18 protein-coding genes and 1 tRNA gene are annotated in these 16,979 nt (G+C 64.8%); all 19 read left to right on the top strand.

Features of this window, described 5'->3' with window-relative positions:
- The first annotated feature begins 47 nt into the window (after positions 1–47).
- The 19 genes from secG (at position 48) to HPA01S_RS12380 (ending at position 16,902) form a co-directional block, all read left to right on the top strand.
- Positions 48–485 carry a preprotein translocase subunit SecG gene (secG, locus tag HPA01S_RS12470; protein WP_066270391.1) on the top strand — a complete coding sequence of 146 codons (438 nt, stop codon included), beginning with the start codon at positions 48–50 and terminating at the stop codon, positions 483–485.
- 183 nt (positions 486–668) lie between these two features.
- A tRNA-Leu gene (locus tag HPA01S_RS12465) sits at positions 669–753 on the top strand.
- Positions 754–799: 46 nt separating this feature from the next.
- Positions 800–1,159 (top strand): NADH-quinone oxidoreductase subunit A, encoded by a 360-nt coding sequence (locus tag HPA01S_RS12460; RefSeq protein WP_066270390.1) that lies wholly within the window; start codon positions 800–802, stop codon positions 1,157–1,159.
- 36 nt (positions 1,160–1,195) lie between these two features.
- The gene (locus HPA01S_RS12455) at positions 1,196–1,675 is read left to right on the top strand and encodes a NuoB/complex I 20 kDa subunit family protein (RefSeq protein ID WP_066270388.1); all 480 of its coding nucleotides are present in this window, start codon (positions 1,196–1,198) and stop codon (positions 1,673–1,675) included.
- Between the two features lie 52 nt (positions 1,676–1,727).
- Complete coding sequence (locus tag HPA01S_RS12450; RefSeq protein ID WP_066270456.1) at positions 1,728–2,351, top strand: NADH-quinone oxidoreductase subunit C; 624 nt, start codon at positions 1,728–1,730, stop codon at positions 2,349–2,351.
- A 26-nt stretch (positions 2,352–2,377) separates the two neighbouring features.
- Positions 2,378–3,631, top strand: coding sequence for an NADH-quinone oxidoreductase subunit D (locus HPA01S_RS12445; protein ID WP_066270386.1), 1,254 nt, complete (start codon positions 2,378–2,380; stop codon positions 3,629–3,631).
- Positions 3,628–4,152: an NADH-quinone oxidoreductase subunit NuoE gene (nuoE, locus tag HPA01S_RS12440; protein ID WP_066270384.1), complete on the top strand. Its 525-nt coding sequence runs from the start codon at positions 3,628–3,630 to the stop codon at positions 4,150–4,152. The genes HPA01S_RS12445 and nuoE overlap by 4 nt, the downstream gene beginning before the upstream one ends.
- On the top strand, positions 4,149–5,522 hold the full coding sequence (nuoF, locus tag HPA01S_RS12435; protein ID WP_066270383.1) for an NADH-quinone oxidoreductase subunit NuoF: 1,374 nt from the start codon (positions 4,149–4,151) through the stop codon (positions 5,520–5,522). The genes nuoE and nuoF overlap by 4 nt, the downstream gene beginning before the upstream one ends.
- Positions 5,523–5,536: 14 nt before the next feature.
- Positions 5,537–7,684 carry an NADH-quinone oxidoreductase subunit NuoG gene (gene nuoG, locus HPA01S_RS12430; protein ID WP_066270382.1) on the top strand — a complete coding sequence of 716 codons (2,148 nt, stop codon included), beginning with the start codon at positions 5,537–5,539 and terminating at the stop codon, positions 7,682–7,684.
- Positions 7,681–8,757 carry an NADH-quinone oxidoreductase subunit NuoH gene (gene nuoH, locus HPA01S_RS12425; RefSeq protein WP_066270380.1) on the top strand — a complete coding sequence of 359 codons (1,077 nt, stop codon included), beginning with the start codon at positions 7,681–7,683 and terminating at the stop codon, positions 8,755–8,757. The genes nuoG and nuoH overlap by 4 nt, the downstream gene beginning before the upstream one ends.
- A gap of 15 nt (positions 8,758–8,772) precedes the next feature.
- On the top strand, positions 8,773–9,309 hold the full coding sequence (gene nuoI, locus HPA01S_RS12420) for an NADH-quinone oxidoreductase subunit NuoI (RefSeq protein WP_066270378.1): 537 nt from the start codon (positions 8,773–8,775) through the stop codon (positions 9,307–9,309).
- 51 nt (positions 9,310–9,360) lie between these two features.
- Positions 9,361–10,023: an NADH-quinone oxidoreductase subunit J gene (locus HPA01S_RS12415; RefSeq protein ID WP_066270377.1), complete on the top strand. Its 663-nt coding sequence runs from the start codon at positions 9,361–9,363 to the stop codon at positions 10,021–10,023.
- Positions 10,020–10,328 (top strand): NADH-quinone oxidoreductase subunit NuoK, encoded by a 309-nt coding sequence (nuoK, locus tag HPA01S_RS12410; RefSeq protein WP_066270376.1) that lies wholly within the window; start codon positions 10,020–10,022, stop codon positions 10,326–10,328. The genes HPA01S_RS12415 and nuoK overlap by 4 nt, the downstream gene beginning before the upstream one ends.
- Before the next feature lie 40 nt (positions 10,329–10,368).
- Positions 10,369–12,402 carry an NADH-quinone oxidoreductase subunit L gene (gene nuoL / locus HPA01S_RS12405; protein ID WP_066270374.1) on the top strand — a complete coding sequence of 678 codons (2,034 nt, stop codon included), beginning with the start codon at positions 10,369–10,371 and terminating at the stop codon, positions 12,400–12,402.
- A gap of 16 nt (positions 12,403–12,418) precedes the next feature.
- Complete coding sequence (locus HPA01S_RS12400; protein WP_066270372.1) at positions 12,419–13,894, top strand: NADH-quinone oxidoreductase subunit M; 1,476 nt, start codon at positions 12,419–12,421, stop codon at positions 13,892–13,894.
- Between the two features lie 40 nt (positions 13,895–13,934).
- Positions 13,935–15,443: an NADH-quinone oxidoreductase subunit NuoN gene (nuoN, locus tag HPA01S_RS12395; protein WP_066270370.1), complete on the top strand. Its 1,509-nt coding sequence runs from the start codon at positions 13,935–13,937 to the stop codon at positions 15,441–15,443.
- A gap of 55 nt (positions 15,444–15,498) precedes the next feature.
- Positions 15,499–15,801: a DUF2818 family protein gene (locus HPA01S_RS12390; RefSeq protein WP_066270368.1), complete on the top strand. Its 303-nt coding sequence runs from the start codon at positions 15,499–15,501 to the stop codon at positions 15,799–15,801.
- A 7-nt stretch (positions 15,802–15,808) separates the two neighbouring features.
- Positions 15,809–16,417, top strand: a complete 609-nt coding sequence (locus HPA01S_RS12385; RefSeq protein ID WP_066270366.1) for an NUDIX domain-containing protein — start codon at positions 15,809–15,811, stop codon at positions 16,415–16,417.
- On the top strand, positions 16,414–16,902 hold the full coding sequence (locus HPA01S_RS12380) for a DUF1178 family protein (protein WP_066270364.1): 489 nt from the start codon (positions 16,414–16,416) through the stop codon (positions 16,900–16,902). The genes HPA01S_RS12385 and HPA01S_RS12380 overlap by 4 nt, the downstream gene beginning before the upstream one ends.
- Positions 16,903–16,979: the final 77 nt, after the last annotated feature.

Below are 16,979 nucleotides of genomic sequence, written 5' to 3'. Positions count from 1 at the left end.
TCGTGCCCGTGCCGGGCGCGGTGACCACAGATACTCCGGAGAAAAAGATGAATGCTTTGTTGACCATCCTGCTGGCGGTTCAGATCCTGTCTGCGCTGGGCATGATCGGCCTGATCCTCATGCAGCACGGCAAGGGCGCCGATGCCGGCGCAGCCTTTGGTGGTGGCGCGGGCTCGGCCAGCCTGTTCGGTGCTTCGGGCGGTGCGAACTTCCTGTCGCGCACCACCGCCGTGCTGGCGGCGGTGTTCCTGAGTTGCACCCTGGGCTTGGCCTATTTCGGCAACCTGCGCACCGTGGCCCCGAGCGCGGGCAGCGTGCTCGAAGGTACCGCACCGGTGCCGACCCAGCCGGCCGAAGCCGCACACCAGATTCCTGGCGCCAGCCCGGCTCCCGCGACCAGCGCACCTGCTGCGGCACCGGCCGCCAGCGATGTGCCCGCTGCCGGTGGTGCTGGTGCTGGTGCAGGCCAGATCCCGGCCAAATAAAATGCCTGGCGCGAACCACCCCGGGGGTTGCACCCGAGGTGGATCCTCCAGCGCCTGAAGACCCGCCCCGCGCAGAGTGAAAAAGCGGGGCCACACCCGGAAACAGCGGGTGTTTCAGGGTAAACTCTATGAGTTGTCAGCAGGGCTCGCACCATTCCTCGCGAGCCCATCAATGCAGACCCAGCCGACGTGGTGAAATTGGTAGACACGCTATCTTGAGGGGGTAGTGGCGAAAGCTGTGCGAGTTCGAGTCTCGCCGTCGGCACCAATCATAGGAAAAGCACGGCCCCACGCCGTGTCAGCGGAATCCCCAGATGAGTCTCGAACAATACCTTCCTGTTCTCCTGTTTATCTTGGTGGGTATCGCTGTCGGGATCATCCCGCAGGTGCTCGGCTACATCCTCGGCCCCAACCTGCCGGACGCCGAAAAGAACTCCCCTTACGAGTGCGGCTTCGAGGCGTTTGAAGATGCCCGCATGAAGTTCGATGTGCGCTACTACCTGGTGGCCATCCTCTTCATCCTGTTCGATCTCGAAATCGCTTTTCTCATCCCCTGGGCTGTGGCCTTTGGCGACATCGGTACCACCGGCTTCGTTGCCGGCGTGATCTTCCTCACCATCCTCACCGTGGGTTTTGCCTACGAGTGGAAGAAGGGCGCACTGGATTGGGAATGACCATGGCACACACCCGCGCACGCACTGGAGCGGCTCATGATTGAAGGCGTATTCAAGGAAGGCTTTGTCACCACCAGCTACGACTCGGTGGTGAACTGGGCCAAGACCGGCTCGCTCTGGCCCATGACTTTCGGTCTGGCCTGCTGCGCGGTGGAAATGATGCATGCGGCCGCCGCGCGTTACGACATCGGACGCTTCGGCTCCGAGGTGTTCCGTGCCAGCCCGCGCCAGTCCGATCTGATGATCGTGGCCGGCACCCTGTGCAACAAGATGGCGCCGGCACTGCGCAAGGTCTACGACCAGATGGCCGAGCCGCGCTGGGTGTTGTCCATGGGCTCGTGTGCCAATGGCGGTGGCTATTACCACTACAGCTATTCGGTGGTGCGTGGCTGCGACCGCATCGTGCCGGTGGACGTGTACGTGCCGGGCTGCCCGCCCACCGCCGAAGCCCTGCTGTACGGAATCATCCAGCTGCAGCAGAAGATCCGTCGTACCCACACCATCGCCCGTGCCTGAGCGCGCCGTGTCCGGCACCCGCGCACGCCACTGGCCCTGAAAGAGCTTGTTCATGACCGACACCGTCACGACCGCCCACGCCGTCGAGCCCGAGGCGCTCAAGAGCACCCTTGCCACCTTGCTGGGCGCCCAGGCGCGGTCCATTGAGGTGGTGCGCGAAGAGGTCACGCTGACCGTTGCGGCGGCCGACTATTTCGCGGTGATGCAGACCCTGCGCGATGCGCCGGCATCGCGCTTCGAGCAGCTCATCGACCTCTGCGGCATGGACTACCAGACCTACGGCGATGGCCGCTGGGAAGGTCAGCGTTTTGCCGCTGTCGTGCACCTGCTGTCGGTCAGCCACAACCACCGCTTGCGCGTGCGCGTGTTCTGCGACGAAGACGACTTCCCGGTGCTGGCCTCGGTCACGCCGCTGTGGGCTGGTGCCAACTGGTTCGAGCGCGAAGCGTTTGACCTGTACGGCATCGTGTTCGAAGGGCACGACGACCTGCGTCGCATCCTGACCGACTACGGTTTCATCGGCCACCCGTTCCGCAAGGACTTCCCGCTGTCGGGCCATGTCGAGATGCGTTACGACGCCGAGCGCCAGCGCGTGATCTACGAGCCGGTGACCATCGAGCCGCGTGAAATCACGCCGCGCATCATCCGCGAAGACAACTACGGGGGCCTGCACTGAGGCCTAGGCCCGTCGTGTGAATCGTCATGGCAGAGATCAAGAATTACACCCTGAACTTCGGTCCGCAGCACCCGGCTGCGCACGGCGTGCTGCGCCTCGTGCTCGAGCTCGACGGCGAAGTCGTGCAGCGTGCCGACCCGCACATCGGCCTGCTGCATCGCGCCACCGAAAAGCTGGCCGAGCACAAGACCTACATCCAGTCGCTGCCGTACATGGACCGGCTGGACTACGTGTCGATGATGTGCAACGAGCACGCCTACTGCCTGGCAATTGAAAAGCTGCTCGGCATCGAGGTGCCGATCCGCGCGCAGTACATCCGTGTGATGTTCAGCGAGATCACGCGCCTGCTCAACCACCTGATGTGGCTGGGTTCGCACGGCAACGACTGCGGCAGCTCGACCATCCTGATCTACGCTTTCCGTGAGCGCGAAGATCTGTTCGACATGTACGAGGCGGTGTCGGGCGCGCGCATGCACGCGGCCTACTTCCGTCCGGGCGGTGTCTACCGCGACCTGCCGGAAACCATGCCGCAATACAAGGCCAACAAGCTGCGCAATGCGCGCGCGCTGGCGGACATGAACACCAACCGCCAGGGTTCGTTGCTCGACTTCATCGACGATTTCACGAAGCGCTTCCCGACCTACCTGGCCGAGTACCACACGCTGCTGACCGACAACCGCATCTGGAAACAGCGCACCGTCGGCATCGGCGTGGTCACGCCCGAGCGCGCGCTCAATCTGGGCATGACCGGCCCCATGCTGCGTGGCTCCGGCATCGCCTGGGATCTGCGCAAGAAGCAGCCCTACGACGTCTACGGCCAGATGGACTTCGACATCCCGGTCGGCAAGACCGGCGACTGCTATGACCGTTACCTCGTCCGCATGGAAGAAATGGCGCAGTCCAACCGCATCATCGAGCAGTGCTCGAAGTGGTTGCGCGCCAACCCGGGCCCGGTGATCACCGACAACCACAAGGTGGCAGCGCCTGCCCGTGAAGCCATGAAGGCCAACATGGAAGAGCTGATCCACCACTTCAAGCTGTTCACCGAAGGCATGCACGTGCCCGAAGGCGAGGCTTACGCAGCGGTCGAGCACCCCAAGGGTGAGTTCGGCATCTACCTGGTGAGCGACGGCGCCAACAAGCCCTACCGCCTGAAGATCCGTGCGCCCGGTTTTGCGCACCTTGCCACCATGGACGAAATGGCGCGCGGCCACATGCTGGCCGATGCCGTGGCCATCATCGGCACCATGGACATCGTTTTCGGAGAGATCGATCGATGAGCACCACCGCCGCCACGACGCCCGTGAGCTTTTCCGACGCCACCATCGGGCGTTTTGACCGCGAGGTCGCCAAGTACCCCGACGAGCAGCGCCAGTCTGCCGTGATGGCCTGCCTGGCCATCATCCAGCAGGAGCAGGGCCACGTGAGCACGGCCGCAGAGGCGGCGCTGGCCACGTACCTGCGCATGGAGCCGATCGCGGTGCACGAGGTCACCACCTTCTACAACATGTACAACCAGCAGCCGCTGGGCAAGTTCAAGCTCAACGTCTGCACCAACCTGCCTTGCCAGCTGCGCGATGGCAACAAGGCCTTGCACCACCTGGAGCAGAAACTGGGCATCACCATGGGCGAGACCACGGCCGATGGCCTGTTCACGCTGCAGCAGAGCGAATGCCTGGGTGCTTGTGCCGATTCGCCTGTGATGCTGGTCAACGACCGCCACATGTGCAGCTTCATGAGCAACGACAAGCTCGACCAGCTCATCGAAGGCCTGCGCGCTTCCGAAGGACAGCAGCCATGAACGCCGAGCAGATCCTCTTGCAGTTCCGCGCCACCGGCGTGCAGACCTGCTTCCACGACCGCCACATCGAGCCACAGATCTACGCCGGCCTGAACGGCAACAACTGGTCGCTGCAAGACTACGTGGCGCGTGGTGGTTACCAGGCCCTGCGCAAGGTGCTGGGCCAGGACGGTTCACCACCGGCAGGTGATCCGCCGGTGGTCGGCATGACGCAGGACCAGGTCATCGCCACCCTGAAAGAGTCCGTGCTGCGCGGCCGTGGTGGCGCCGGTTTCCCGACCGGCCTGAAGTGGAGCTTCATGCCGCGCCAGTTTCCGGGCCAGAAGTACCTGGTCTGCAACTCGGACGAAGGCGAGCCGGGCACCTGCAAGGACCGCGACATCCTGCTCTACAACCCGCACATCGTGATCGAAGGCATGGCCATCGCCGCGTATGCGATGGGCATCAGCGTGGGCTACAACTACATCCACGGTGAAATCTTCGAGGCCTACGAACGCTTCGAAGCGGCGCTGGAAGAGGCGCGTGCCGCCGGCTTCCTGGGCGACGGCATCATGGGCAGCGGCTTCAACTTCCAACTGCATGCGGCGCACGGCTTCGGCGCCTACATCTGCGGCGAAGAAACCGCGCTGCTCGAATCGCTCGAAGGCAAGAAGGGCCAGCCGCGCTTCAAGCCGCCGTTCCCGGCCAGCTTCGGCCTGTACGGCAAACCGACCACCATCAACAACACCGAGACCTTCGCCGCGGTGCCCTGGATCATCCGCAACGGCGGCGCGGCCTACCTGGCCTGCGGCAAGCCGAACAACGGCGGCACCAAGATCTATTCGGTGTCGGGTGACGTGGAGCTGCCGGGCAACTACGAAGTGCCGCTGGGCACGCCGTTCAGCAAGCTGCTTGAGCTCGCCGGTGGCGTGCGCAAGGGCCGCAAGCTCAAGGCCGTGATCCCCGGTGGTTCATCGGCGCCGGTGCTGCCCGCGCACATCATGATGGAGTGCACGATGGACTACGACTCCATCGCCAAGGCCGGCTCCATGCTGGGCTCGGGCGCCGTCATCGTGATGGACGACTCGCGCGACATGGTCGAGTCGCTCAAGCGCCTGTCCTATTTCTACATGCACGAATCCTGCGGCCAGTGCACGCCCTGCCGCGAAGGCACGGGCTGGCTCTGGCGCATGGTTGACCGCATCGACCGCGGCCTGGGCAAACCGGCCGACATGGCGCTGCTCGACAACGTGGCCGAGAACATCATGGGCCGCACCATCTGCGCCCTGGGTGATGCAGCGGCCATGCCGGTGCGCGCCATGATCAAACATTTCCGGCATGAGTTCGAGGCCAAGATCGCGGCCGCTCAGTCGCCAGCCAAGGCTGCTTAAGAGAAGAAACTCCCATGGTTGAAATCGAACTCGACGGCAAGAAGGTGGAAGTGCCCCCGGGCAGCATGGTGATGCATGCGGCCGAGAAGGCCGGCACCTACATTCCGCACTTCTGCTATCACAAGAAGCTGTCCATCGCGGCCAACTGCCGCATGTGCCTGGTCGACGTGGAGAAGGCGCCCAAGCCCATGCCGGCCTGCGCCACGCCCGTCACGCAGGGCATGATCGTGCGCACCAAGAGCGACAAGGCGATCAAGGCTCAGCAGTCGGTGATGGAGTTCCTGCTCATCAACCACCCGCTGGACTGCCCGATCTGCGACCAGGGCGGCGAATGCCAACTGCAGGATCTGGCCGTGGGTTATGGCAGCTCCGGTTCGCGTTACGAAGAAGAAAAACGCGTGGTGTTCCACAAGGACGTGGGCCCGCTGATCTCGATGGAAGAGATGAGCCGCTGCATCCACTGCACCCGCTGCGTGCGCTTCGGCCAGGAAGTGGCCGGCGTGATGGAGCTGGGCATGTCGCACCGCGGCGAACACGCCGAGATCGAAACCTTCATCGGTGACACGGTGGACTCCGAGCTGTCGGGCAACATGATCGACATCTGCCCGGTCGGCGCGCTCACCAGCAAGCCCTTCCGCTACAGCGCCCGCACCTGGGAACTGTCGCGTCGCAAGAGCGTGAGTCCGCACGATTCCACCGGAGCCAACCTGATCGTGCAGGTGAAGAACCACAAGGTCATGCGCGTGGTGCCGCTGGAGAACGAAGCCGTCAACGAGTGCTGGATCGCCGACCGCGACCGCTTTTCGTACGAAGCCGTCAACAGCGAAGAACGCCTGACCTCACCCATGCTCAAGCAGGGCGGTGAGTGGAAGACGGTTGACTGGCAGACCGCCCTGGAATACGTGGCCAACGGCCTGCGCCAGATCAAGACCGAACGCGGCGCCGCCGCCATCGGCCTGCTGGCCAGCCCGCACAGCACGCTGGAAGAACTGGCCCTGGCCGGTGCCCTGGTGCGTGGTCTGGGCAGCCAGAACATCGACAGCCGCCTGCGCCACGCCGACTTCTCCAACACCGCTGCCGCCGGCACGGCGCGCTGGCTCGGCCAGCCGATCGCCAGCCTGTCCAGCCTGCAGCGCGTGCTGGTGGTGGGTTCCAACCTGCGCAAGGACCACCCGCTGTTCGCGCAGCGCATCCGCCAGGCACAACGCAAGGGCGGCCAGGTCAACGTGCTCAACGCCGTGGCGCAAGACTGGGCCATGCCGGTGAAGAACACCGTGCTGGCCGACAGCCGCCAATGGGTGTCGGCACTGGCCGGCATTGCCGCGGCCGTGGCCGCCGAAGCTGGCGTTGCCGCACCGGCCCAGGCCGAGGTGAACGACGCCCAGCGCGCCATCGCCAAGTCCCTGCTTGGTGGTGAACAGAAAGCCATCCTGCTCGGCAACGCCGCCGCGCACCACGCACAGGCGAGCAGCCTGCTGTCGCTGGCCAACTGGATCGGCCAGCAGACCGGCGCCAGCGTCGGTTACCTGAGCGAAGCGGCCAACACCGTCGGCGCCCAGCTCGTCAACGCCGTGCCAGGGCAGGGCGGCCTGAACGCCGGCCAGATGCTGTCTGGCGGCCTGCATGCCGCGCTGCTGCTCAACACCGAACCCGGCCACGACTCCGCCGCTGGTGCACTGAACGTTGCACCGGCCGGCATGGTGGTCACGCTGAGCCCGTTCAAGACCAACCTGGACGTGAGCGACGTGCTGCTGCCGATCGCCCCGTTCACCGAAACCTCGGGTTCCTTCGTGAACGCCGAAGGCCGCCTGCAAGGCTTCCACGCCGTCGTGCGCCCGCTGGGTGATACGCGTCCGGCCTGGAAAGTGCTGCGCGTGCTCGGCAACCTGCTCGAACTGCCGGGCTTTGACGCAGACTCTTCGCAAGCCGTGTTGGCCGCCGCCTTGCCGGGCGTCGCCAACGGCAGCCTGGTGGATGCCGCGCGCCTGTCCAATGCCGGCAGCGCCACCATCGACACCACGCTGGCCAACACCGAGCCCTGCGTGGCCAGCATCTACCAGCTCGATGGTCTGGTGCGACGCTCGCCTGCGTTGCAGCTGACCGCCGATGCGCGCGCCGCTGCAGCCGCAGCTGCGCCAGCCGTGGAAGGAGTCTCCGCGTGATCGATGCGATGTACAACGGCGGCCTCGGCCTGATTGCCGCCGACTGGTGGGTTACCGGTGCCTGGCCCGTCATCTGGAACCTGCTCAAGATCGTGCTGGTGCTCGCACCGCTGATGGGTGCAGTGGCTTACCTCACGCTGTGGGAGCGCAAGCTGCTCGGCTGGATCCAGGTGCGCCACGGACCCAACCGCGTGGGCCCCTTCGGCCTGCTGCAGCCGATCGCCGACGCGCTCAAGCTGCTGACCAAGGAAATGATCCGCCCCAGCGCGGCGAGCAACGGCCTGTTCCGCCTCGGCCCCATCATGGCGATCATGCCGGCACTGGCGGCTTGGGTGGCAATCCCCTTCGGCCCCGAAGCCATCATTGCCAACGTGAACGCCGGCCTGCTGGTGATCCTGGCGATCACCTCGATCGAGGTCTATGGCGTGATCATCGCGGGCTGGGCGTCCAACTCCAAGTACGCCTTCCTGGGCGCGCTGCGCGCCTCGGCACAGATGGTGAGCTACGAAATCGCCATCGGTTTCTGCTTCCTGGTGGTGGTGATGGTCTCGGGCAGCCTGCACCTGGGTGAGATCGTGGCCTCGCAGGGCCGCGGCATGGCCGCCGCGCATGGCGTGGGCATCCTGTCGTGGAACTGGCTGCCGCTGCTGCCGATCTTCTTCGTCTACCTGATCTCCGGCGTGGCCGAAACCAACCGCCACCCGTTCGACGTGGTTGAAGGTGAAGCCGAAATCGTGGCCGGCCACATGGTCGAGTACTCGGGCATGGGCTTCGCGATCTTCTTCCTGGCCGAATACGCCAGCATGTGGCTGGTCTCGGTGCTGGCCGTGTTGATGTTCCTGGGTGGATGGCTGTCGCCGTTCGCCGTGCTCGACTTCATCCCGGGCTGGATCTGGCTGGGTCTCAAGACCTTCGTCGTGGTGTCCATGTTCATCTGGATCCGCGCCACTTTCCCGCGCTTCCGCTACGACCAGATCATGCGTCTGGGCTGGAAGATCTTCATCCCCGTCACGCTGATCTGGCTGCTCCTGGTGGGCGCGTTCATGCAGACGCCATGGAACATCTGGAAATAAGCCAGGCGCAAGACCATGTCCACGACCACCGTTTCCCCCGCCGCCACGCCCGCCAGCGTGGCCCCGTTCTCCTTCCGCGACTTCTTCAACAGCTTCCTGCTGGTGGAGCTGTTCAAGGGCATGGCCCTGACCGGCCGCTACGCTTTCAAGCGCAAGGTGACGGTGCAGTTCCCGGAAGAAAAGACGCCGCTGTCGCCGCGTTTCCGTGGCCTGCACGCGCTGCGCCGTTATGAAAACGGCGAAGAGCGCTGCATCGCCTGCAAGCTGTGCGAAGCCGTCTGCCCTGCGATGGCCATCACCATCGAGTCGGACGTGCGCGACGACGGTTCGCGCCGCACCACGCGCTACGACATCGATCTGACCAAGTGCATCTTCTGCGGCTTCTGCGAAGAGAGCTGCCCGGTCGATTCCATCGTCGAGACGCACGTTTTCGAGTACCACGGCGAGAAGCGCGGTGACCTGTACTTCACCAAGGAAATGCTGCTGGCCGTGGGTGACCGCTACGAGACCGAGATCGCCGCCGCCCGGGCGTCCGACGCCCCTTACCGCTGAGCACGGCCGACCCGTTTCGGCCGGACCCGACGACACAAGAACCACGACGCCATGGATTACCAGACCGGCTTTTTTTACCTGTTCGCTGCGGTGCTGCTTTTTGCAGGCTACCGCGTGATCACCGCGCGCAACCCGGTGCATGCCGTGCTGTTCCTGATGCTTGCGTTCTCGCAGGCCGCGGCGCTCTGGCTGCTGCTGAAGGCCGAGTTCCTGGGCATCACCCTGGTGCTGGTGTACCTGGGGGCGGTGATGGTGCTGTTCCTGTTCGTGGTCATGATGCTCGACATCAATCTCGACACCGTGCGCCTGGGTTTCTGGAAACACTTTCCGCTGGCGGCCCTGCTGGGTGGCCTGGTGGCGGCCGAGCTGATCGCCGTGCTGTGGGCCGGTTTCCCCTCGCTGGAAGCCGCGGCGGACGTAGCCGGTGTCGGCACCAATGCCGCCAACTACTCCAATACGCGTGAGCTGGGCGTGCTGCTCTACACCGAATACCTGTACCCGATTGAAGTGGCCGCGGTGATCCTGCTGGTGGCGATGATCGCCGCCATCGCCCTGACCCTGCGCCACCGCAAGGACAGCAAGGCCATCAACCCCGCCCTGCAGGTGCACGTGCGCGCCCACCAACGCCTGGTGGTGGTGCCCATGGCACCCACCCGCAAGGCGCCACCTGCCGTCGTTGAAGCTGCACCGGTCGAGGAGGCCAAGAAGCCATGAGCGTCACCCTGGGCCATTTCCTCGCCGTCGGCGCGATCCTGTTCGCGATCTCCGTCGTGGGCATCTTCCTCAACCGCAAGAACCTGATCGTTCTGCTGATGGCCATCGAGCTGATGCTGCTGGCCGTCAACATGAACTTCGTGGCCTTCTCGCACTTCCTGGGCGACATGAACGGCCAGGTCTTCGTGTTTTTCATCCTGACCGTGGCTGCCGCCGAATCGGCGATCGGTCTGGCCATTCTGGTGCTGCTGTTCCGCAACAAACCGTCGATCAGCGTCGAAGAACTCAACACCCTCAAGGGTTGAGGCCAGAGCCACCCCACACGAGAACTCAGGCAAGAACCCCATGAGCACCACCCTTTCTGCAAGCACCCTGCTCGCCGTTCCGCTGGCTCCCCTGGTGGGCGCTGCGATCGCCGGCATTCTGGGCACCACCTTCGGCGGCAACGTCATCGGCCGCCGCGCCTCGCACACCTTCACCATCCTGGGCGTGCTGGTGGCTTTCATCCTGTCGGCCATGACGCTCAAGAGCGTGGCCGTGGATGGCGCGCGTTTCAATGAAACCCTCTACACCTGGATGGTGGTGGGTGGCCTGAAGATGGAGATCGGTTTCCTGGTCGACGGCCTGACCGCGATGATGATGGTGGTCGTCACCTTCGTCTCGCTCATGGTGCACATCTACACCATCGGCTACATGGAAGAGGACGAGGGCTACAACCGCTTCTTCGCCTACATCTCGCTGTTCACCTTCTCCATGCTGATGCTGGTGATGGCCAACAACCTGCTTCAGCTGTTCTTCGGCTGGGAAGCTGTGGGCCTGGTGTCCTACCTGCTGATCGGTTTCTGGTTCAACAAGCCAACGGCGATCTTCGCCAACATGAAGGCCTTCCTGGTCAACCGCGTGGGTGACTTCGGCTTCATCCTCGGCATCGGCCTGATCGTGGCCTATGCCGGCACGCTGAACTACACCGAGGTGTTCGCCAAGGCGCCCGAACTCGGCACGCTCGGCTTCCCCGGCACCGAATGGATGCTGATCACCGTGATCTGCATCTGCCTGTTCATCGGCGCCATGGGCAAGAGCGCGCAGTTCCCGCTGCACGTCTGGCTGCCCGACTCCATGGAAGGCCCGACCCCGATCTCGGCGCTGATCCACGCGGCAACCATGGTGACCGCCGGCATCTTCATGGTGGCGCGCATGTCGCCGCTGTTCGAACTGTCGGACACGGCGCTCAACTTCATCCTGGTCATCGGCGCCATCACCGCGCTGTTCATGGGCTTCCTGGGCATCATCCAGAACGACATCAAGCGCGTGGTCGCGTACTCCACGCTCTCGCAGCTGGGCTACATGACGGTGGCGCTGGGTGCCTCGGCCTACTCCGTGGCGGTGTTCCACCTGATGACGCACGCCTTCTTCAAGGCGCTGCTGTTCCTCGCCGCCGGCTCGGTCATCATGGGCCTGCACCACAACCAGGACATCCGCTGGATGGGCAACGTGCGCAAGTACATGCCCATCACCTGGATCACCTCGCTGCTGGGCACGCTGGCACTGGTCGGCACGCCGCTGTTCGCCGGGTTCTACTCCAAGGACAGCATCATCGAAGTGGTGCACGCCAGCAACCTGCCGGGCGCGGGCTTCGCCTACTTCGCCGTGATGGCCGGTGTCTTCGTCACCTCTTTCTATTCGTTCCGCCTGTACTTCCTGGTGTTCCATGGCAAGGAGCGCTACGACCAGAACCCGGACGCGCACCACGACCACCACCACGCGCATGGCGACGACCACGGCCACCATGGCGACGGCAAGCCGCACGAGTCGCCCTGGGTGGTGACGGTGCCGCTGCTGCTGCTGGCAATTCCGTCGGTGGTGATCGGCTTCATCACCATCGAACCGATGCTGTTCGGTGACTTCCTGACGGACGCCATCACCCTCAACAGCGCCGCGCACCCGGCCTTTGCCGAGTTCGCGGAAAGCTTCCACGGCCCGGTGGCCATGGCGTTGCACTCGCTGTACACGCCGGTGCTGTACCTGGTGGTCGCCGGTGCGGTGGCGGCCTGGTACATGTACCTGGTCAACCCGGCGGTGCCGGCGGCCATTGCGCGCGCACTGCGCCCGCTGGTGGTGGTGCTGGAGAACAAGTACTACCTGGACTGGTTCAACGAAAACGTGCTGGCCCGCGGCGCGCGCGCCCTGGGCACCGGCCTCTGGAAGGGTGGCGACCGTGGCGTGATCGAAGGCGGCGTGGTCAACGCCAGCTGGAAGCTGGTCGGCCTGGTCTCGGGCTGGGTGCGCCGCGCCCAGACCGGTTACCTGTACCACTACGCGCTGATGATGATCGTGGGCGTGTTGCTGTTCATGACGTATTTCGTCTGGCTCGCCAAATAAGAAGAGGGATAACAAGATGGGTTTGCTGAGCCTTGCAATCTGGACGCCGATCTTCTTCGGCGTCGTGCTGCTGGCGCTGGGCCGTGACGATCAGGCCCAGGCGGTGCGCTGGATCGCCCTGGTGGGTGCCATCGTCAGCCTGGCGGTCACGGTGCCGCTGTACACCGGCTTCGAACTCGGCACGGCTGCGCTGCAGTTCGTCGAGAAGAGCGCCTGGATCGACCGCTTCAACATCCACTACCACCTGGGCGTGGACGGCATCTCGCTCTGGCTGGTGCTGCTGACCGCCTTCATCAACGTGGTGGTGGTGGTGGCCAGCTGGGAGTCGATCACCTCGCGCGTGAACCAGTACATGGGCGCCTTCATGATCCTCTCGGGTCTGATGATCGGTGTCTTCAGCGCGCAGGACGCGATGCTGTTCTACGTCTTCTTCGAAGCCACGCTGATCCCGATGTACCTCATCATCGGCATCTGGGGCGGCCCGAACAAGATCTACGCCGCCTTCAAGTTCTTCCTCTACACGCTGCTCGGCTCGCTGCTGATGCTGGTGGCGCTGATCTACCTGTACACCCAGTCCGGCGGCAGCTTCGCGCTGGCCGACTGGTACAAGCTGCCGCTGGGCAGCACCGAACAGACGCTGCTCTTCTTCGCCTTCTTCGCCGCCTTCGCGGTCAAGGTGCCGATGTGGCCGGTGCACACCTGGCTGCCCGACGTGCACGTGGAAGCGCCCACCGGCGGCTCGGCGGTGCTGGCGGCCATCATGCTCAAGCTCGGCGCCTACGGTTTCCTGCGCTTCTCGCTGCCCATCCTCCCTGACGCCTCGCAAGAGTGGGCCTGGCTGATGATCACGCTGTCGCTGGTGGCGGTGATCTATGTCGGCCTGGTGGCCATGGTGCAGCAGGACATGAAGAAGCTGGTGGCCTATTCGTCGGTCGCCCACATGGGCTTCGTCACGCTCGGCTTCTTCGTCTTCAGCGACCTCGGCGTGTCCGGCGCCATCGTGCAGATGATCGCCCACGGTTTCGTCTCGGCTGCCATGTTCCTGGGCATCGGCGTGCTGTACGACCGCGTGCACTCGCGTGAAATTGCCGACTACGGCGGCGTGGTCAACACCATGCCCAAGTTCGCCGCCTTTGCGCTGCTGTTCACCATGGCCAACTGCGGCCTGCCGGGCACCGCCGGTTTCGTTGGTGAGTGGATGGTGATCCTGGCCGCGGTCAAGGCCAACTTCTGGATCGGCCTGCTGGCCGCCACCGCGCTGATCTTCGGCGCCGCCTATTCGCTCTGGATGTTCAAGCGCGTGTACCTGGGTGCGGTCGGCAACGACAACGTCAAGGCACTGCTCGACATCAACAAGCGCGAGTTCCTGGTGCTGGGCGTGCTGGCTTTCGCGGTGCTCTACATGGGCGTCTACCCCAAGCCCTTCACCGACGTGATGGACGCTTCCGTGGCCGAGCTGCTGCGCCACGTCGCCATCTCCAAACTGAACTGATGAGCCTGCCGGGCACCACGCTACACAAGAGAACGCTCACATGATTGACAAGCTCAGCTGGGTCGCGGCTTACCCAGAAATCCTTTTGCTGACCATGGCCTGCGTGATCGCGCTGGTCGATCTGGCGGTAAAGACGCCGCTGCGCGGCGTCACCTACGGCCTGACGATGGCCACGCTCGCCGTGGTCGCGGCGCTGCAGGGCCTGGCCGCGAGCTCGGGCAACACCGTCTACGGCTTCGGCGGCATGATCGTCAGCGACCCCATGGGCAACTGGCTCAAGTGTTTCGCCGCCATCGCCATGATGGTCACGCTGGTCTACTCCCGCGCCTACTCCGGCCAGCGCGACATGATGCGTGGCGGCGAGCTGTTCACGCTGGGCATGTTCGCGCTGCTGGGCATGTTCGTCATGATCTCGGGCCACCACTTCCTGGTGATCTATCTCGGCCTGGAACTGCTTACGCTGTCCAGCTACGCCCTGGTGGCGCTGCGCCGCGACGACGTGAACGCCATCGAGGCGGCCATGAAGTACTTCGTGCTGGGCGCACTGGCCAGCGGTTTCCTGCTCTACGGCCTGTCCATGGTCTACGGCGCCACCGGTTCGCTGAACCTGACCGAGGTGATGCTCACCATCGCCGGCGGCGACGATGCCCTCAAGGGTTCGCCGCAGGTGCTCACGCTGGGCCTGGTGTTCGTGGTGGCCGGCCTGGCCTTCAAGCTTGGCGTGGTGCCATTCCACATGTGGGTGCCCGACGTCTACCACGGCGCTCCCACGGCGATCACGCTGATGATCGGTGGTGCGCCCAAGCTGGCCGCGTTTGCGATCGTGATCCGCCTGCTGGTCGAAGGCCTGCAGCCGCTGGCGGTGGACTGGCAGCAGATGCTGGCGGTGCTCGCCGTCATGTCGCTGCTGGTGGGCAACCTGGCCGCCATCGCGCAGACCAACATCAAGCGCATGCTGGCCTTCTCCACCATCGCGCAGATGGGCTTCATGCTGCTGGGCCTGCTGGCCGGCGTGGTGCAGGGCGCAGATGGCCTGAACAGCGGCAACATGGCCAACGCCTACGGCTCGTCGATGTTCTATGTGGTCACCTATGTGCTGACCACGCTGGGCACCTTCGGCGTCATCCTGCTGCTCTCGCGCAGCGGCTTCGAGTCCGACAACATCAGCGACCTCGCCGGCCTGAACCAGCGCAGCCCGCTGTACGCCGGTGTGATGGCAATCTGCATGTTCTCGCTGGCCGGCGTGCCGCCGCTGGTGGGCTTCTACGCCAAACTCTCGGTGCTGCAGGCCTTGCTGGCCTCCAGCGGCGCGTTCTACGTCGGCCTGGCGGTGTTCGCCGTGGTGATGTCGCTGATCGGCGCCTTCTACTACCTGCGCTTGGTCAAGGTCATGTACTTCGACGCGCCGACGCAGACCGCCGGCATCGAAGGCGGCCTGGACGCGCGTTCGGTGCTGTCCGTCAACGGCCTGCTGGTGCTGGTGCTGGGCATCGTGCCCGGTGGCCTGATGACGCTCTGCGCCCAGGCCGTGGCCAAGCTGCTCGGCTGAAGACCGTGGTGCTGCCGGTGAACTTGCCGGCGGCCACCGGCTCACACACCGTTCCATGACCCATACCTCTTCTGTCTGGCTGGTGCTGATCGCCGCCTTCATCGCGGCCAACCTGCCGTTCATCAACGAGCGCTGGCTGGCCGTGTGGCCGCGGCGCGCACCCAAGACGCTGTGGATGCGTGTGGGTGAGCTGCTGGTCTGGTACGCGCTGGTGGGCGCGCTCGGCGTGGCGCTGGAGCACTATGCCGGCCAGGTCGCGCCGCAGGGCTGGGAGTTCTACGCCGTCACCGGCTCGCTCTTCCTCACCCTGGCCTTCCCCGGTTTCGTCTACCGTTACCTCTACCACCGCCGCGGTTGAGCCCGACATGAGCGACGACAGCCACCTGCGAGAAACCCCGCTGTCGCGCACCGAGCTGTTGCGTGGCCATTTCCTGCACGTGGTGCGCGACGCCGTGCGTCTGCCCGATGGCTCGGAAGCCACCCGCGAATACGTGCTGCACCCCGGTGCGGTGATGGTGATCGGCCTGCTCGACGACGGCCGCGTGGTGCTCGAACGGCAGTACCGCCACCCGATGCAGAAGGTGATGATCGAATTCCCCGCCGGCAAGCTCGACGCCGGTGAAGGCAGCTTGGCCTGCGCGCAGCGTGAGCTGCTGGAAGAAACCGGCTACAGAGCGCAGGAGTGGGCCTTTGCCGGCCGGCTTGCACCGACCATCGCCTACTCCGACGAAGTCATCGACATCTGGTTCGCGCGTGGCCTGAGCCTGGGCGAGCGCCGGCTCGACGACGGTGAATTCCTCGACGTGTTCGCCGCCACCCCGGCCGAACTGCAGGCCTGGTGTTTCCAGGGCGACGTGATCGATTGCAAGACCCTGATCGGCGCCATGTGGCTGCAGAACGTGCAACGCGGCGAATGGTCTCTGGTCTGGCGTGCCGGCGAGGCCGCGCTGGATGCGGGAGAATCTGCCGCATGAAGGTGCTCAACCTGCAATGTGCACACCAGCATGCTTTTGAAGGCTGGTTCGGCTCGGAAGAAGACTTCACGAGCCAGCTCGCCCGTGGCCTGGTGTCCTGCCCGATGTGCGGCGACGTGAACATCCAGAAGAAACTCTCGGCGCCGCGGCTGAACCTGCGCGCCGGCCGCCAGGATCCGGACGCGAATGCGTCGGCAGCGCCCGCCCAGGGCGAGCGCACGGTGGCGATGAGCAACCAGACGCAGCACCCCGAACTCGCCGCCATGCAGGCCCGCGTGCTGCAGGCCCTGCGTGAGGTGATGGCGCAGACCGAAGACGTGGGCGAACGTTTTGCCGACCAGGCCCGCGCCATGCACCACGGCGAAATCGAACCGCGCCAGATCCGCGGCCAGGCCAGCCCGCAGGAAGCGCTGGAACTGATGGAAGAGGGCGTGGAGGTGATCGCCCTGCCCATGGTGCCGGCGATCAAGGAAACCCTGCAGTAGGGGTGGGCCGCTGGCGGCCTGGGCGCGCAGTCCCGCCTGGCCATGCGCGCCGGATTCCGCGCGCAGCGGGAGCAGGG

Source organism: Hydrogenophaga palleronii NBRC 102513, from assembly GCF_001571225.1.
GTDB classification, from domain to species: Bacteria; Pseudomonadota; Gammaproteobacteria; order Burkholderiales; family Burkholderiaceae_C; genus Hydrogenophaga; species Hydrogenophaga palleronii.
Note: the sequence above shows the minus strand (reverse complement) of the source record. Positions and strands in the feature narration are given on the sequence as shown.

What these genes read in the sequence shown, in the direction of transcription:
- HPA01S_RS12380 (WP_066270364.1), top strand. Translation starts at nt 16,414, where the DNA reads ATGAAGGTGCTCAACCTGCAATGTGCACACCAGCATGCTTTTGAAGGC.
- secG (WP_066270391.1), top strand. Translation starts at nt 48, where the DNA reads ATGAATGCTTTGTTGACCATCCTGCTGGCGGTTCAGATCCTGTCTGCG.
- HPA01S_RS12385 (WP_066270366.1), top strand. Translation starts at nt 15,809, where the DNA reads ATGAGCGACGACAGCCACCTGCGAGAAACCCCGCTGTCGCGCACCGAG.
- nuoI (WP_066270378.1), top strand. Translation starts at nt 8,773, where the DNA reads ATGTCCACGACCACCGTTTCCCCCGCCGCCACGCCCGCCAGCGTGGCC.
- nuoL (WP_066270374.1), top strand. Translation starts at nt 10,369, where the DNA reads ATGAGCACCACCCTTTCTGCAAGCACCCTGCTCGCCGTTCCGCTGGCT.
- HPA01S_RS12390 (WP_066270368.1), top strand. Translation starts at nt 15,499, where the DNA reads ATGACCCATACCTCTTCTGTCTGGCTGGTGCTGATCGCCGCCTTCATC.
- HPA01S_RS12415 (WP_066270377.1), top strand. Translation starts at nt 9,361, where the DNA reads ATGGATTACCAGACCGGCTTTTTTTACCTGTTCGCTGCGGTGCTGCTT.
- HPA01S_RS12455 (WP_066270388.1), top strand. Translation starts at nt 1,196, where the DNA reads ATGATTGAAGGCGTATTCAAGGAAGGCTTTGTCACCACCAGCTACGAC.
- HPA01S_RS12445 (WP_066270386.1), top strand. Translation starts at nt 2,378, where the DNA reads ATGGCAGAGATCAAGAATTACACCCTGAACTTCGGTCCGCAGCACCCG.
- nuoG (WP_066270382.1), top strand. Translation starts at nt 5,537, where the DNA reads ATGGTTGAAATCGAACTCGACGGCAAGAAGGTGGAAGTGCCCCCGGGC.
- HPA01S_RS12450 (WP_066270456.1), top strand. Translation starts at nt 1,728, where the DNA reads ATGACCGACACCGTCACGACCGCCCACGCCGTCGAGCCCGAGGCGCTC.
- nuoF (WP_066270383.1), top strand. Translation starts at nt 4,149, where the DNA reads ATGAACGCCGAGCAGATCCTCTTGCAGTTCCGCGCCACCGGCGTGCAG.
- HPA01S_RS12400 (WP_066270372.1), top strand. Translation starts at nt 12,419, where the DNA reads ATGGGTTTGCTGAGCCTTGCAATCTGGACGCCGATCTTCTTCGGCGTC.
- nuoE (WP_066270384.1), top strand. Translation starts at nt 3,628, where the DNA reads ATGAGCACCACCGCCGCCACGACGCCCGTGAGCTTTTCCGACGCCACC.
- HPA01S_RS12460 (WP_066270390.1), top strand. Translation starts at nt 800, where the DNA reads ATGAGTCTCGAACAATACCTTCCTGTTCTCCTGTTTATCTTGGTGGGT.
- nuoK (WP_066270376.1), top strand. Translation starts at nt 10,020, where the DNA reads ATGAGCGTCACCCTGGGCCATTTCCTCGCCGTCGGCGCGATCCTGTTC.
- nuoN (WP_066270370.1), top strand. Translation starts at nt 13,935, where the DNA reads ATGATTGACAAGCTCAGCTGGGTCGCGGCTTACCCAGAAATCCTTTTG.